Source organism: Mesorhizobium sp. M1182, from assembly GCF_040318335.1.
GTDB lineage: Bacteria > Pseudomonadota > Alphaproteobacteria > Rhizobiales > Rhizobiaceae > Mesorhizobium.
In genome coordinates, this window is sequence record NZ_JAMYMD010000011.1 from 180,411 (window position 1) to 194,077 (window position 13,667).

At 63.6% G+C, this 13,667-nt stretch carries 15 protein-coding genes; 9 read left to right on the plus strand and 6 right to left on the minus strand.

The annotated features are described in order from the left end of the window. Nucleotides 1-8 precede the first annotated feature (8 nt). The gene (locus NKH33_RS16235; protein ID WP_352920566.1) at nucleotides 9-2,096 is read left to right on the plus strand and encodes a PAS domain S-box protein; all 2,088 of its coding nucleotides are present in this window, start codon (nucleotides 9-11) and stop codon (nucleotides 2,094-2,096) included. 87 nt (nucleotides 2,097-2,183) lie between these two features. Here the strand turns inward: NKH33_RS16235 and NKH33_RS16240 are convergent, their stop codons facing one another. Further along, nucleotides 2,184-2,588 (minus strand): hypothetical protein, encoded by a 405-nt coding sequence (locus NKH33_RS16240; protein WP_352540892.1) that lies wholly within the window; start codon nucleotides 2,586-2,588, stop codon nucleotides 2,184-2,186. A 419-nt stretch (nucleotides 2,589-3,007) separates the two neighbouring features. On the opposite strand from NKH33_RS16240, the gene NKH33_RS16245 reads away from it, so the two are divergent. After that, nucleotides 3,008-4,210 (plus strand): aromatic ring-hydroxylating oxygenase subunit alpha, encoded by a 1,203-nt coding sequence (locus tag NKH33_RS16245; RefSeq protein ID WP_352920568.1) that lies wholly within the window; start codon nucleotides 3,008-3,010, stop codon nucleotides 4,208-4,210. Nucleotides 4,211-4,221: 11 nt separating this feature from the next. Here the strand turns inward: NKH33_RS16245 and NKH33_RS16250 are convergent, their stop codons facing one another. The 3 genes from NKH33_RS16250 to NKH33_RS16260 all read right to left on the minus strand — a co-directional run bounded on the left by NKH33_RS16250 (nucleotide 4,222) and on the right by NKH33_RS16260 (nucleotide 6,227). After that, on the minus strand, nucleotides 4,222-4,989 hold the full coding sequence (locus NKH33_RS16250; RefSeq protein ID WP_352920595.1) for a DUF429 domain-containing protein: 768 nt from the start codon (nucleotides 4,987-4,989) through the stop codon (nucleotides 4,222-4,224). 92 nt (nucleotides 4,990-5,081) lie between these two features. Further along, complete coding sequence (pdxY, locus tag NKH33_RS16255; RefSeq protein WP_352470715.1) at nucleotides 5,082-5,966, minus strand: pyridoxal kinase PdxY; 885 nt, start codon at nucleotides 5,964-5,966, stop codon at nucleotides 5,082-5,084. A gap of 9 nt (nucleotides 5,967-5,975) precedes the next feature. Continuing rightward, a complete protein-coding gene (locus NKH33_RS16260) occupies nucleotides 5,976-6,227 on the minus strand; it encodes a hypothetical protein (protein ID WP_023678142.1) in 252 nt (83 codons plus the stop codon). Between the two features lie 161 nt (nucleotides 6,228-6,388). On the opposite strand from NKH33_RS16260, the gene NKH33_RS16265 reads away from it, so the two are divergent. The 6 genes from NKH33_RS16265 to ppa all read left to right on the plus strand — a co-directional run bounded on the left by NKH33_RS16265 (nucleotide 6,389) and on the right by ppa (nucleotide 10,869). Beyond that, nucleotides 6,389-7,033: a LemA family protein gene (locus NKH33_RS16265; protein WP_352470713.1), complete on the plus strand. Its 645-nt coding sequence runs from the start codon at nucleotides 6,389-6,391 to the stop codon at nucleotides 7,031-7,033. Between the two features lie 238 nt (nucleotides 7,034-7,271). Beyond that, on the plus strand, nucleotides 7,272-8,054 hold the full coding sequence (locus tag NKH33_RS16270) for a TPM domain-containing protein (protein WP_352920571.1): 783 nt from the start codon (nucleotides 7,272-7,274) through the stop codon (nucleotides 8,052-8,054). 4 nt (nucleotides 8,055-8,058) lie between these two features. After that, on the plus strand, nucleotides 8,059-8,949 hold the full coding sequence (locus NKH33_RS16275; protein WP_502906735.1) for a TPM domain-containing protein: 891 nt from the start codon (nucleotides 8,059-8,061) through the stop codon (nucleotides 8,947-8,949). A gap of 10 nt (nucleotides 8,950-8,959) precedes the next feature. Next, nucleotides 8,960-9,598 (plus strand): TPM domain-containing protein, encoded by a 639-nt coding sequence (locus NKH33_RS16280; RefSeq protein ID WP_352920573.1) that lies wholly within the window; start codon nucleotides 8,960-8,962, stop codon nucleotides 9,596-9,598. Nucleotides 9,599-9,715: 117 nt separating this feature from the next. Further along, nucleotides 9,716-10,222 carry a GNAT family N-acetyltransferase gene (locus tag NKH33_RS16285; RefSeq protein WP_023678138.1) on the plus strand — a complete coding sequence of 169 codons (507 nt, stop codon included), beginning with the start codon at nucleotides 9,716-9,718 and terminating at the stop codon, nucleotides 10,220-10,222. Between the two features lie 116 nt (nucleotides 10,223-10,338). Continuing rightward, on the plus strand, nucleotides 10,339-10,869 hold the full coding sequence (gene ppa / locus NKH33_RS16290) for an inorganic diphosphatase (RefSeq protein WP_352451245.1): 531 nt from the start codon (nucleotides 10,339-10,341) through the stop codon (nucleotides 10,867-10,869). Nucleotides 10,870-10,886: 17 nt separating this feature from the next. Here the strand turns inward: ppa and NKH33_RS16295 are convergent, their stop codons facing one another. Then, the gene (locus NKH33_RS16295; RefSeq protein WP_352814775.1) at nucleotides 10,887-11,477 is read right to left on the minus strand and encodes a hypothetical protein; all 591 of its coding nucleotides are present in this window, start codon (nucleotides 11,475-11,477) and stop codon (nucleotides 10,887-10,889) included. 98 nt (nucleotides 11,478-11,575) lie between these two features. Continuing rightward, entirely contained in the window at nucleotides 11,576-12,181 is a 606-nt protein-coding gene (locus tag NKH33_RS16300) for a TetR/AcrR family transcriptional regulator (protein ID WP_352920575.1), read from the minus strand. 82 nt (nucleotides 12,182-12,263) lie between these two features. Here NKH33_RS16300 and NKH33_RS16305 point away from each other — a divergent pair, with 82 nt between their 5' ends. Beyond that, nucleotides 12,264-13,547 (plus strand): MFS transporter, encoded by a 1,284-nt coding sequence (locus NKH33_RS16305; protein WP_352920577.1) that lies wholly within the window; start codon nucleotides 12,264-12,266, stop codon nucleotides 13,545-13,547. Nucleotides 13,548-13,667: the final 120 nt, after the last annotated feature.

Consider the following 13,667-nt stretch of genomic DNA (forward strand, 5'->3'; position numbering starts at 1 on the left):
AAATGACCATGACGGCTGAAACAGCACGCGCGGATACGCAGGGCGCCAGGCAGGGCGCGGCGATGGTGGCCGTGCATGTGGTTCGCCGGCTGCGCGAAGCCGGCGATTGGCAGCGCGAGATGGAAGGTATCCTCCAGACGCTTTGCGAAGCCATGGATTGTCACCGCGGCATCCTGTTTCGCCTGCGCGAACTGCCCGGTCAGGGTTTCGCCCAGTCGGTCGCCGCTTATTGGATCGCCCCCCGGTTTGGCGGTGAGCTGGCGTCACCTACCGTCATCGTGCAGTCGGTCGTCGATTCGGACCCATTGCTGGAACGGCTGGCGGAGGACGAGCGCCAAGGCAAGATCTTCGCCGGGCACACACGCGATCTCGAAGGCTTTCTGCGGACCGATTTCGAAAAGCAGAACATCAAGTCGTTCCTGTCGGTGTCGGTCTTTTCGCACGGCAACTTGTGGGGCACGCTGGCGGTCAACGACTGCGTCAACGAACGCGAATGGACCGACCAGGAAGAGGCGGCGCTGCACATGGTGGCACTCGCCATCGGCGATGCCATCGAACGATCGCCCTCCGACGCGCATGCCAGCGACGTCATTCGCCGCACCATGCTGCAGGCCTCGCTCGACGCCATCATCGTCATCGACGAGACCGGCTCGATCATCGAATTCAATCCGGCCGCCGAGAAGATGTTCGGCTATCGGCGCAGCGATATCCTCGGCAAGGACCTGCTCGACACGGTCGTGCCGGAATATTACCGCAAGGGCTATGCGTCCGGCGCCGAATATATGTCGGGCCGCGGCGCGCCGATGGTCGGCCAGCGGCTCGAAACGGTCACCCAGAACGCCGCCGGCGAGGTTTTTCCGATCGAGCTGACGGCAACCGAGATGCGGGTCGCCGATCGCCAGCTGATCTTCGGCTCTATCCGCGACCTGCGCGACAGATTGCGCGCCGAGGAGGAAATCAACCGCCAGCGCGAAAAACTGCACCAGAACGAGAAGATGGCGGCGATGGGCTCGCTGCTTGCCGGCGTTTCGCACGAGCTCAACAACCCGCTGGCCGTGGTCGTCGCCCAGTCGACGCTGCTGCATGAATTCGCCGCCGATCCGCAGACCAAGGTGCGCGCCGAAAAGGTGCGTGCCGCTGCCGAGCGCTGCGGCCGTATCGTCAAGAGCTTCCTGTCGATGGTCCGCCTGCACCCGGCCGCACAGGCCGAAACCGACCTCAACCAGGTGATCCGCGCCGCACTCGAAGTGACCGCCTATGGCGCACGGTCGAGCGGCATCATCATCGACACCGATTTCGCCAGCGGCCCGCTGCTGGCCATGGCCGATGCCGACCACGTGACGCAGGTGGCGGCCAACTTCCTCATCAACAGCCAGCACGCCTTGGCCGGCGTTGCCGGCGACCGCCGGATCAAGGTCCGGACGTTTCGCAGCGACCGCGGCAATCCCGGATTCTCGGTCGAGGACAACGGACCAGGCGTGCCGGAAGCGATACGTTCACGCATATTCGAATCCTATTTCACCACCAAGCCGGTCGGTGTCGGTACCGGCATCGGTCTGTCGATCTCGAAATCGATCATCGAGCGGCACAATGGCAATATCTGGTTCGAGGAGGTTTCGCCGAGAGGTGTGCGTTTTGTCGTGCAGCTGCCGGCGATCGCGGCCGGCGCGGCCGCCGCCGGCAAAGCTCCGTCGCGGTCGAGCGGCTTGCGTCACGCGCTGATCATAGACGATGAGCCGGATGTCGCCGCGTCGCTGTCCGACATTCTGGAGTTGATGGGCATCAAGTCGCGGATCGTGCCGGCCTGGGTCTCGGCCGCCGCGACGCTGAGTGGCCATGTCCCGCCGGACATCGTGTTTTCCGATTTGCGCATGCCCGGCACCAGCGGCATAGCCGCCTATCGCGAGCTACTCGCCGAATTGCCGGGTCTGGCGCGGCGCTTCGTGCTTGTCACCGGCGATCTGATCGGCGCGAAAGGCGAGATCGAGGCGCTGCCGGCGCCGCAGCGGCCGCCAATCCTCGAAAAGCCGTTCAGCACGCTGGATGTGCGCGGCGTGCTCTCGGCCATTGCCGAGCAGGCGGCTCTGGGCGGCTAGACTCCGAGATCTCTCCCGGAAGAAAAAGGCTCCCGGCCGACATTGCGGCGGGAGCCTGACTGGAGTGCTGGAGGGCGCTCGCAAAAATCAAAAAACGTTCGGCGTATCGGCCAGTGGTGCGGCGTTGGCGATCATGCGGACCGGCCGTGCCTTGCCCGACTGGGCGGCGATGACGCGCAGGCAGTCCAGGCTCTCGGCGCCCCAGGCCTGCCCCTTGCAGGCAAAATCGATCTCCGGCGCCGGCAGGCGCGCCGTCTTGGTGGTGGTCGTCGCGCCATCGATGAGGTTGGCCGGCGGGTTCAGTGAGGCGAAGGCCGGACCGACGGTCGGCGTCAACGCCATGCCGGCAAATGCGGCAGCCGCCAGCAGCATGAACATCGCCATTGGATGATCACTGGCGCGCTGGCGCAGCGCCAGCTTCGGGCGCCGGTCGTTACGCTGGGGACCCTGCTGGCGAAGGTCGGTATCGGTGATCTGGATTTTCGTACGCATCGTCGTTTCCTTCGGTCTTCTTCTTTTCTCTGTTGAAACGAACCTAATCGCACCTTGTAACCGGCCAACGATGATGAATTAACGATTGTGTAACCGGCATGAAACCAAGCCCGCGGCCATTCCTGGGCAAACCGATCCGGCGTAGCTGGCAGCACCGGTGGCATTCTCTGCTCGTTTTGCGCTACCCACGGCACCAGATCCGCGTCGCCTTTCCAGGCCCACGGAGCGTCGGGCGCTCAACAAGTGTAAGGGGATTAACGTCTGGAATTCCCGGGATTTTCCCGGCTTCGATCGTTCGGACTGGGCTCTTGAATCCCGTTCGATTTCCCGTCAAGACTTAGCCCCATTTTTCCAAGCCATTGCATTTCAATGGAAAATATGCTTTTATTGAACGACCATTCAATAAATAAAGAGCCTTTATGAACCCGCATCTGCGTGACGTGGCAATCCCCAACGATTGGGATCGGCGGGGGCTGCCGGGCTGGAGCTATCATTCCGACGCCTTGCTCGAACTCGAGAAAGAGCACGTCTTCCGCAACCATTGGCAGATCGCCGGCCATGTCTGCGACGTGCCGAACGCCGGCGACTATCTGACGATGGATGTGGTCGGCGAGCGGGCGCTGATCGTGCGCGGCAAGGATGGCGTTGTGCGCGCCTTCAACAATATGTGCCGCCACCGCGGCAGTCGCGTCGTTGCCGACAGCCAGGGCACTTGCAAGAATGCGCTGGTCTGCCCCTTTCATGGCTGGGTCTACAATCTCGACGGCACGCTGCGCGGTGCTGCCCGCCCCCGTTCCTTCCCCGACCTCGACAAGACCGAATTCGGCCTGATGCCGCTCGAGCTCGAAATCTGGATGGGCTTCATCTTCATCCGTTTCCGCAAGGGTGGGCCGCAGCCATCGGTCGCCGAGCTGTTGAAGCCGATCGAAGCCGAGATTGCCCATTACGGCGTCGCCGAGATGGTGCCGTCCTGGGGCATCTGGACCCAAAGGACGCCGGTCAACTGGAAATCGGTGCGCGATGTCGACAATGAAGGCTACCATGTCGCCATGGCGCATCCGGCGCTGCAGGATCTTTACGGTGCGACCTATTTCGACGAGCCGTTCGTCAACGGCGTGTCGCGCTCGTTCGCCACCTACAATCCGCATGCCGGACGGCGCTGGAGCGTCGCGCAGTACATCAAGCTCGCACCCGAGGCGAAGCACCTGCCGGAACACCTGCGCAAGGCCTGGATCTACTACGGCATCTTCCCGAACAACGTGCTGTCGCTCATGCCGGAATCGGTGCAGTTCTATCAGGAATTTCCGCTGTCGACGGGTGAGACGCTGCTGCGCGGCGCCATCTACCGCTATCGCGACGAGACCAGGGAACAGGCGGCAGCCCGCTACCTATCCTACCGCATCGACCGCGACACGCTGGCCGAGGATGTACAGCTTTCGATATGGTCCAACGAATCCATGCTGTCCGAAGCCTTCGGAGGTTTTTACCTCTCCGATCTCGAATATGGCGTGCGCACCCACCACGACCATTTGCGTAAGCAAGTTCCCGTGCTCGGATTGGAGACCGCGCCCGAGGAGAAGGATATGTGGGCACTCAACGAGGCGCTCAGATCACGCTCCTGACGCCCCGGTCCTCAGGCCCAAATGGCGACCGGAATGCCGAAACGATCGGCGAGCGGCGGATCCGGAAACGGCATTGCCTCGCCTCTGACGATGCGTGCGGCAACCACCATCATCGCCGCGGCGTCGAGGAAATCGTCGGCGGCCGCGCCGCGCGGCGGCGTCTGGTCGAGAAAATCCTGGCTATAGCCACACCGGGCAAGCAGCGCCTTGCGTTCGGCCATGCCGGCCGGATTGATGTTGCCCCTGATCTTCTTTGGCAGGCGCATCGCCCGGTCGCCGTTCAGTTTACAGAAGGCAACTTCCGGATGCGATTCGAAGACGCGGCTGCGCAGTTCGGGGCGCGCGATCAGCAGCGAATCGATCTCGCGGATCTTGGCGAAGATGCCGAAGGCCTGGATCGAGACACCGCGCGGCGGATCTGAGGTTGTCCTGGCCACCTCGCTTGCCTTGCGATGAGCGGCGTACCAGGCGTCGACGGTGGTGAAGGCTTCGACCTCGGCGTAGAGCGCGGCGCGGGAGGGGATGGCAAAGACACTGGACTGCCGGGTCCCGAGCAGCGGCCGCACCAGCGCCTCCGGGCCGCGACCGCCTCTTTGGGAGAAATCGAGCAGGCCGATCGGCATATCGACCGCTACCAACGAGTCGGCGGGCAGTCGGTCGAGCAACGCCGCGAAGCTTGGGAAAACGGCTGTCGACGGCGCCGCATCGGGGTCGCGGCGGACGGCTATCCAGCCGGCCTTGCAACCGTCGACGCCGACAAGCACAACGTTCTCGGGCACAACATGGTCGGGCACAACATGGTCGGGCACAACATGGTCGGGCGCAACATCCTTGGGCGCATCATCCTGGGGCACGGCGTCTTCGGCCTGCGTCACGCCCGGCGGTCCCGTTCCGGATGCAGCAGATGGCGAAGCTGCACCATCGCCATCGGGTGCGACAGGCTCTGGGCATCGGTCTCGAGCTGCAACTCGTCGCCGCCGCGCTTGGCGGTCCGCGCCAGGATCTCGTAGACCGCCGCCGTGGTCGATTGCAGCGCCTTGGCGGCCGGCTGGCCGGACAGGATCCGCGCCAGGTAGACGGCAGCCGTCAGGTCGCCGAGCCCATTCGGCGGCTTGTCGATGAGCCGGTGTTCGGCAAGCAGTGCCTCTCTGCCGGCGAGCAGTAAATTGCCGGTGCCGCCGGCCATCATCGCCGGCGCCGATGTGACCAGCATGGCCGGTGGGCCGGCCTGCAGGGCTGCAGCCATTGCCGATTTCAAGTCGGGCAGCGGCGCTCCGGCCATCCATTCCAGCTCGTAGCGGTTGGGCGTGGCGATATCGGCGATCGGCATCAGCCGGTCGCGCATGGCGATTGCGGTCGGCTCAGGTACGTAGAGCCCGCCCGAATCGCCCATCACCGGATCGCAGATATAGAGGGCGTCCGGCGTCTTCGCCTTGACCGCGCCGACCAGCGAAGCGACGGCTTCGGCCTGGCCAGCCTCGCCGAGATAGCCGGACAGCACGGCGCCGACCTCGCCCAGCCACGGCGCGCGCTCGAGGTCGGCCATCAGCGCCTTGAACTGGTCCAGCGGCGGCACGATGCGGGTGGCCCGGCCATGGCCCGGATGCCAGGGCAGGATGACGGTCGGTACCGCCCAAACCGGAAAGCCGAGCGTCTCCAGCGCAAAGACAGCTGCACGGTTGCCGACCGAGCCACGGGCGACATGACTGGAGACGACGATGACCGCGCGCGGCGCGTCGGTTTTTTCGGCACTCATTGATTTTTCCTAACTGCCCCTGGTGACGAAAAGCACGAGCCAGATCAACAGGCCGATGGCAATAAGCAAGCCCGCTGCCCGACCGATGCGGGTGCCCCAATATTCAATCGGGTCCGACCGGTCGGCATCGGCCGCGGTGACGTGGTCGCGCGCGCCTTTGGTCGTTCGTGCAAGGAACGAGGTGCCCCCCGGGTCGGTCTCGCGCGCCACCCGTTCGATGATGCGGCGCGATTCCGCGTCGCTGTCGTGGCGTTTCGCCATGGTGATGTCCCGTTTTATGCCGAGCTTAACCCGTTCGCCTCGTCTGTCACAGGGCCCGACGGCGAATGGCAGAAACCAGTAACACTTCTCGGCCGAAGTCATTTTCTTACGCAAGGATTGTGCTAATGCTTCGCCTGCCAATGCTATCGAGGGGACTTATCATGCTTGCCCAGCGCCTTTCTTCGCCGCCAATCTTCCGTAATTTAGCTGCGTTCCTGGTTATGGCCGTCATGCTGCCGCTGCTTGCCGGCTGCGGCTACAACACCATTCCAACAGCTGAGGAAAACGCCAAGGCCGCATGGAGCGAGGTGTTGAATCAATACCAGCGCCGCGCCGATCTCATCCCCAATCTGGTCAACACGGTCAAGGGCTACGCGGCGCACGAGAAGGACACGCTCGATGCCGTGGTCGAAGCGCGCGCCAAGGCGACGCAGGTGACCGTGACGCCGGAAACGCTGAACAATCCGGAAGCCTTCAAGAAATTCCAGGACAGCCAGGCCGGCCTGACCAGCGCGCTGTCGCGCCTGCTGGCGGTGGTGGAGAACTATCCCGATCTCAAGGCCAACCAGAACTTTCTGGCGCTGCAAGCACAACTCGAAGGCACCGAGAACCGGATCACGGTCGCCCGCCGCGACTATATCCAGGCAGTGAGAGAGTACAATCTGACGCTGAGGACCTTCCCGTCGGTGATCTGGGCGACCTTGTGGTTCCGCGGCAACCAGCCGTTTGCGAATTTCACCATCGAGGAGGATAAGATGCAGCCGCCGAAGGTCGATTTCGGCACCAACACCACGCAAGGCGGGTGAACGGCGCCTGTTGAGCCTGGGCCTGTTGGCCTTGTATTCCGTCGCGCCCCCCTCTGTCCTGCCGGACATCTCCCCCACTTGGGGGGAGATTGGCAGCTCTTGCCAACGCGGCCAATCACCGACCTTGGGAGTTGGCGAAAGTGGTCGCGATAGTCGATCTCCCCCCAAGTGGGGGAGATGTCCGGCAGGACAGAGGGGGGCGCGACGAAGTGCAAACCAGACGCTTCCGAGCGTCACTTTGCTTCTTCTTTGCCTTGGTTTGTTCCTCCCGCTCACCGCCCTTGCCGCCGCACTGCCGGCGCTGACCGGACGGGTCGTCGACAATGCCGGCATCATCGATGCCGCGACCGAGGCGGCGCTGACGCAGAAGCTTGCCGAGTTCGAGACCAAAGGGTCCGACCAGATCGTCGTCGCGACCATCCCCAGCCTCGACGGCGAGGAGATCGAGCCTTACGCCAACCGGCTGTTCCGCGCCTGGAGACTCGGCCAGGCGAAGGAGAACAACGGCGTGCTGCTTCTGGTGGCGCCGAACGACCGCAAGATGCGCATCGAGGTCGGCTATGGGCTTGAAGGCACGCTGACCGACCTGCACACCAAGCTGATCATCGAAAACGACATGGTGCCGGCCTTCCGTGCCGGCGATTTCTCCGGCGGCATCAGCAAGGCCGTCGACGACATGATCATGGTGCTGGAGGGCAATCCCGAAGAACTGGAGGCGCGCGGCGAACGCAACCAGCAGCCGCCGTTCAACAGCGACGATCTGTTCTTCACGATCTTCATAGCCATCTGGGCAATCATCTTTTTCGGCGGCCTCGCAGCCTCCATCCTGCCGCCGATCTTCGGCCAGAAGATCGGTCCCGGCCGCTATCGCTGGCTGGGCATGACCTTCGAGCCAAACCGGCGGTCGTCCGGCGGCTGGTCGGGAGGTTCCGGCGGGGGATGGTCGTCGGGTTCAAGCGGTGGCGGGTTTTCCGGCGGCGGCGGTTCGTCCGGCGGCGGCGGCTCCTCGGGAAGTTGGTGACGAGATGACAAGACACGCCATCAGCCCGGTGGAATCCGGCCGTTTCACCAAAACGATCGGCACCGCGCTGTTGGCCATGGCGGTGCTGCTGGTCGGCTTCGCGGCCTTCGCCGCCGCACTGCCGGCGCTGACCGGACGGGTCGTCGACAATGCCGGCATCATCGATGCCGCGACCGAGGCGGCGCTGACGCAGAAGCTTGCCGAGTTCGAGACCAAAGGGTCCGACCAGATCGTCGTCGCGACCATTCCCAGCCTCGACGGCGAGGAGATCGAGCCTTACGCCAACCGGCTGTTTCGCGCCTGGGGACTCGGCCAGGCGAAGGAGAACAACGGCGTCCTGCTTCTGGTGGCGCCGAACGACCGCAAGATGCGCATCGAGGTCGGCTATGGGCTGGAAGGCACGCTGACAGACCTGCACACCAAGCTGATCATCGAAAACGACATGGTGCCGGCCTTCCGTGCCGGCGATTTCTCCGGCGGCATCAGCAAGGCCGTCGACGACATGATCATGGTGCTGGAAGGCAATCCCGAAGAGCTGGAGGCGCGCGGCAAGCGCAATCCGGCGAATGACAATCCTGTCGATCCCATCTTCATGCTGTTCATTGTCCTGTGGGCGACGATGTTCTTCGGCGGCTTGGCAATGGCGTTCCTGCCGCCGATCTTCGGCACGAAGCTGTCGCCGGGCGTGTACAAGTGGCTGGGCATGACGTTCCGCTACGGCCGTGGACCAGTTTCGTCATCCTCCGGTGGCGGTGGCTGGACGTCTGGGACCTCGTCTGGCAGTGGCTGGTCGTCTGGAAGTTCCGGCAGCGGTTGGTCGTCCGGAAGTTCGGGCGGCGGGTTTTCAGGCGGCGGCGGCTCGTCCGGCGGCGGCGGTTCTTCAGGAAGCTGGTGAGACATCAATCATGGCAACACGACCGATCAGTCCCGAGGATCATGAGCGCATCGCCGATGCGATCCGCGCTGCCGAATCAAAGACCGACGGCGAGATCTACTGCGTCGTGGCGCATGCCAGCGACGGCTATTTCTTCCCGGCCGCTTTCATGGCGATGCTCGGCATGCTCGTCGTCAGCCTCGCCGTCGGTTATGGGCTGGAAGCCTGGTGGCTGTCGATCCGCTTGCCGCATTTCGTCATCGCCGAGCTTCTGGCGCTTGCCAGTGTGCTCATTCTGTTGTGGGCATTGCCGGCATTGCGCATCCATTTGGTGCCGAGGCGGCTGCGCTACCAGGTCGCCCACGCCAATGCGATGAAGCAGTTCCTCGCCCGCAACGTCCACCGTACCACGGCGCGCACTGGCGTGCTGGTGTTCGTCTCGATTGCCGAGCGCTACGCCGAGGTGGTCGCCGACAGCGGCATCGATTCTCGTGTCGGCCAGCATGTCTGGGACGGTGTCGTCCGCGACCTTACGGCGCATGCCGGCGACGATCGGCTTGCCGACGGGTTCGTCAAGGCGATCCAAGCAGTCGGTGCGGTACTGGCCGAGCATTTTCCGGTCTCGACCGGCGACAGCAACGAACTGGACGACCATCTGGTCGAGATTTGATCTCGCCAAAAGCGGTTTCGCAGCGTCTCAAGGACGCACCGTCCGGCTGTGTGAAAGCATCGCGGCGGTTGACCGGACTCTTGCAATCGGGCGCGGCGGGTTTATGGTTAACCAATCATGAATACGCTGAGCATCGACATCAGGAAAGCCGAACCGCGCGATGCAGCCGCCATCGCCGACGTGCATCTCGAGGCCTGGCGCGGCGCCTATTCAGGCATCATCCCGCACCGCACGCTGACATCGATGATCAACCGCCGCGGCGCCGACTGGTGGGCGAATGCCATTCGCCGCGCTGCCACCGTCCTGGTCGTCGAAATCGGCGGCAAAATTGCCGGCTATGCGACGATCGGCAAGAACCGCGCCCGCGAACTCAGGCAGCAGGGCGAGATCTACGAACTTTACCTGCGGCCGGAATATCAAGGCATCGGGCTCGGCAGCCGGCTGTTCTCGGCCGCGCGGGCACGGCTGGCCGACCATGGCCTGAAAGGCATGGTGGTCTGGGCGCTGGAAGACAATCAGAACGCACTTGCCTTCTATGCCGGCGCCGGTGGCCGCGATGTTGCCGAAGGCGTCGAGATCTTCGAGCAGAAGGCGCTGAAGAAGGTCGCTTTCGTCTGGGAATGACGGCCAGCGCATGATCCGGCCGGTTTTCGGTTCGGACGATCTCCCCGTACCATTCGCCGCATTGCACCATTCGCCGTCGCCCGCTATCGATCTGCAATCGAGAGAGGGATAAAGCGATGCGTATCGAAGCGATTGCCAGCGGAAAGAACCCGCCCGAGGACGTCAACGTCATAATCGAGGTGCCGATCGGCGGCGAGCCGATCAAGTACGAGATGGACAAGGAGGCCGGCACGCTGTTCGTCGACCGCTTCCTGCACACTTCGATGCGCTATCCCGGCAATTACGGTTTCGTACCACACACGCTGTCGGGCGACGGTGACCCGATCGACGTATTGGTCTGCAACACGCGCGCGCTGGTGCCAGGCTGCGTCATCAATGTGCGGCCGATCGGCGTGCTGGTGATGGAGGACAATGCCGGCCAGGACGAGAAGGTCATCGCGGTGCCTTCGCCCAAGCTGACCTTGCGCTACGAGGACGTCCACGAATACACGCAATTGCCCGACATCACCCGCCAGCAAGTGCAGCACTTTTTCGAGCACTACAAGGATCTCGAACCCGGCAAATGGGTCAAGATCGAAGGCTGGTACGATGCGGCCTATGCCAAGAAGATGATCGTCGAGGCAATCGAGCGGGCCAGGCGCAAGTAATTATCGGGCGCAAATAATCAGTTGTCGACGCGGCCGAAAGCGGGCGCGTCGCCCAGCACCTCACGCTTGTCCTTGCCGCAGGCGAAGGTGCGTGCCTTCTCGTCGGCAAGCTTGCGCGCCTGATCGTTGGCGGCGGGATTGCCGGTGGCGAGCACAAGGCCGATCGTGCAGCCTTCGTGGGCGTCAGGCTGGGCAACCTTGGCCACAATCAGCACTTCCGTCGACTTGTTCTCGCCCTCGGTATCGCTGATCGAGCGACGATGAATGACGGCGAAAGGAATGGCAGTTTTGCCGTTGGTTTCGATACGCCACTCGACCTTGGGTCCAGCCGAATTGAGACCGGAAAAGCTTTCCCAGACCGTGGTCATGTCGCCAGGTGGAAAGCCGTAGAACAGCGATTCCCGCGCGTCGTCATAGGAAACCATCACCGGGTAGCCGCGGTAGCCCGAACAGGCGAGATCGGCCCAGTCGCCGTCGCCTTCTTCCGCTTGGGCATAGGTGACGCAGTCCTTCTCCCAATCGAGATCGGTATAGACGCTGGATATGTCGCCGGCCCGGGCCGCCTGGCAGAAACCGGCGAGGGCAAGCGGGATCAAGAGAGCGCGCATGGCGGAACAACTCAGTTCGGGGGGCGCAGCGTACCGTCAAATTTAGCGGCAGCCTAGAGGAAGTCAGGCTGCGCACAGTGGTCTTGTAAAACGGACCACTATTTCTTCAAGCTTGCCTCTATCAGAAGATCGGCGTTGCGGGCCACCGACTTCGCCGGCCCGCCGGCACCGAACAGCTGGCCGCTGATATAGGCGCCCTCGATCAGGAGCAGCAGCCCGTCGCCCAGCGTGTTGGCGTCGCCGGCGCCCATCTCTGCCGCCATGGCATGCAGGCGGCGGCGCAGTTCCTGCTTGTTGGCCTCGCTCACGACGCGGGCCGGATGGCCATGTTCGGGATATTCGACCGCGGCATTGGTCATGCCGCAGCCGCGATAGTCGGGCCTTTGCGTACGCTTGCCGACACGCGTCAGGAAGGCGACGATCTGCGCGCGCGGATCGCCGGGATGGGCATCCACCGCCTCGTCGAAACGCTCCCAGAATTCGAGGTCATAGTGCCGGAGGTAGGATGCGGCCAGCTCGTCCTTGGACGGAAAGCTGCGGTAGAGGCTGGGCTTGGTGACGCCGGCACGCCGCACGATCTCGTCGACGCCGATCGCCCTGATGCCTTGCCGGTAGAACAGATCGCGCGCCACCTGGAGAATCCGTTCGGCGGCGCGAGGCGGCGGTGCGTCATTCGCCTTGATCGTTGGTTCAATTCTTTTCATGCCTGGTCTGCCGATTAGCTGGTTGACAATGTTACCGGTCGGTACGTATGTTTCGCGCTCCTGCAACGTACCGGTCAGTAACATGATAGCTCAATCCCGCCCGTTTGGCCAGCGCTACGCTTTCGTCGTGGTCGCCGTCATCTTCCTTTGCCTGCTGATCGCAGCGGGCCTGCGTTCGGCGCCGGCAGTCATGATGCTGCCGCTGGAGAACAGTTTCAGCTGGCGGCGCGACGTGGTGTCGCTGGCGGCGGCCACCGGCATCTTCCTCTATGGCCTGACCGGGCCGTTTGCCGCGGCGCTGATGGAGCGGATCGGGCTGCGCCGCACCTTGCTTGCCGCGCTGCTGTTGATGTCGGGATCGACCGCGCTCAGCCTGTTGATGACCAAACCGTGGCATCTGCTCCTCACCTGGGGCGTGTTTTCCGGCGTCAGCTCGGGCGCCGTCGCCACCGTGCTCGGCGCGACCATCGTCAATCGCTGGTTCAAGACCAATCGCGGCTTGGTGATGGGACTGATGTCGGCGTCCAGTGCCACCGGGCTGCTGGTCTTCCTGCCGCTGCTCGCCTCGCTCGCCCAGTCGGGCGGCTGGAAGCCGGTCGCCATCGCCATTGCCGTGGCCACCGCCTGCCTGGTGCCGCTGGTCTATATGCTGGTGCCGGAGCGCCCGGCGTCGATCGGCATGGTCCGCTATGGCGCCGATGCCGACGACGTGCCGCCGGTGCCGCCAGCCTCGCAAGGCAATTTCCTTTCGCACACATTGAGCACGCTGCGCCGCGCCGCCGGCACGCGCGTCTTCTGGTATCTGTTCGCCACCTTCTTCGTTTGCGGCTTCACCACCAACGGGTTGGTCGGCACGCATCTGATCGCCTTTTGCGGCGATATGGGCATTGGCGAAGTGCAGGCCGCAGGCCTGCTCTCGATGATGGGCATTTTCGACCTGATCGGCACGACGCTGTCGGGCTGGCTTACCGACCGTTTCGACCCGCGCAAGCTGCTCGGCGTCTATTATGGCATTCGCGGCCTGTCGCTGATCTATCTGCCCTATTCCGGCTTCTCGGCGACCAGCCTGATCATCTTCGCGGTGTTTTACGGACTGGACTGGATCGCCACCGTGCCGCCGACGCTCAGGCTTTCCAACGAGGCGTTCGGCGACCGCAGCGGGCCGATCGTCTTCGGCTGGATCGTCGCCGGCCATCAGGTTGGCGCCGCGACAGCGGCCTTCTTCGGCGGCACCATGCGCGAGCTGCAAGGCAATTACGAGCTTGCCTTCCTGATCGCCGGTATGACGGCAATAGCCGCCGCCTGCATCTCGCTGCTGATCAACACCAGCCGCCCGGCGTTTGATCCGGAACCGCAGGCGGCGTAGGGCGCAATCGGCCGTGCTAATCTCCCCCTTGAGGGCAGGGCTATCGCATATGAGTGATGGCATTGATGAGATAGTCGTCGTTCCAGGCGCATTTCTTGATGCGATGGCTGATGGGAACTT

Excerpts from the sequence above, each read along its gene's own strand:
- NKH33_RS16235 (WP_352920566.1), top strand. The coding sequence starts at position 9 with ATGACGGCTGAAACAGCACGCGCGGATACGCAGGGCGCCAGGCAGGGC.
- NKH33_RS16240 (WP_352540892.1), bottom strand. The coding sequence starts at position 2,588 with ATGCGTACGAAAATCCAGATCACCGATACCGACCTTCGCCAGCAGGGT.
- NKH33_RS16245 (WP_352920568.1), top strand. The coding sequence starts at position 3,008 with ATGAACCCGCATCTGCGTGACGTGGCAATCCCCAACGATTGGGATCGG.
- pdxY (WP_352470715.1), bottom strand. The coding sequence starts at position 5,966 with ATGAGTGCCGAAAAAACCGACGCGCCGCGCGCGGTCATCGTCGTCTCC.
- NKH33_RS16260 (WP_023678142.1), bottom strand. The coding sequence starts at position 6,227 with ATGGCGAAACGCCACGACAGCGACGCGGAATCGCGCCGCATCATCGAA.
- NKH33_RS16265 (WP_352470713.1), top strand. The coding sequence starts at position 6,389 with ATGCTTGCCCAGCGCCTTTCTTCGCCGCCAATCTTCCGTAATTTAGCT.
- NKH33_RS16275 (WP_502906735.1), top strand. The coding sequence starts at position 8,059 with ATGACAAGACACGCCATCAGCCCGGTGGAATCCGGCCGTTTCACCAAA.
- NKH33_RS16280 (WP_352920573.1), top strand. The coding sequence starts at position 8,960 with ATGGCAACACGACCGATCAGTCCCGAGGATCATGAGCGCATCGCCGAT.
- NKH33_RS16285 (WP_023678138.1), top strand. The coding sequence starts at position 9,716 with ATGAATACGCTGAGCATCGACATCAGGAAAGCCGAACCGCGCGATGCA.
- ppa (WP_352451245.1), top strand. The coding sequence starts at position 10,339 with ATGCGTATCGAAGCGATTGCCAGCGGAAAGAACCCGCCCGAGGACGTC.
- NKH33_RS16295 (WP_352814775.1), bottom strand. The coding sequence starts at position 11,477 with ATGCGCGCTCTCTTGATCCCGCTTGCCCTCGCCGGTTTCTGCCAGGCG.
- NKH33_RS16300 (WP_352920575.1), bottom strand. The coding sequence starts at position 12,181 with ATGAAAAGAATTGAACCAACGATCAAGGCGAATGACGCACCGCCGCCT.
- NKH33_RS16305 (WP_352920577.1), top strand. The coding sequence starts at position 12,264 with ATGATAGCTCAATCCCGCCCGTTTGGCCAGCGCTACGCTTTCGTCGTG.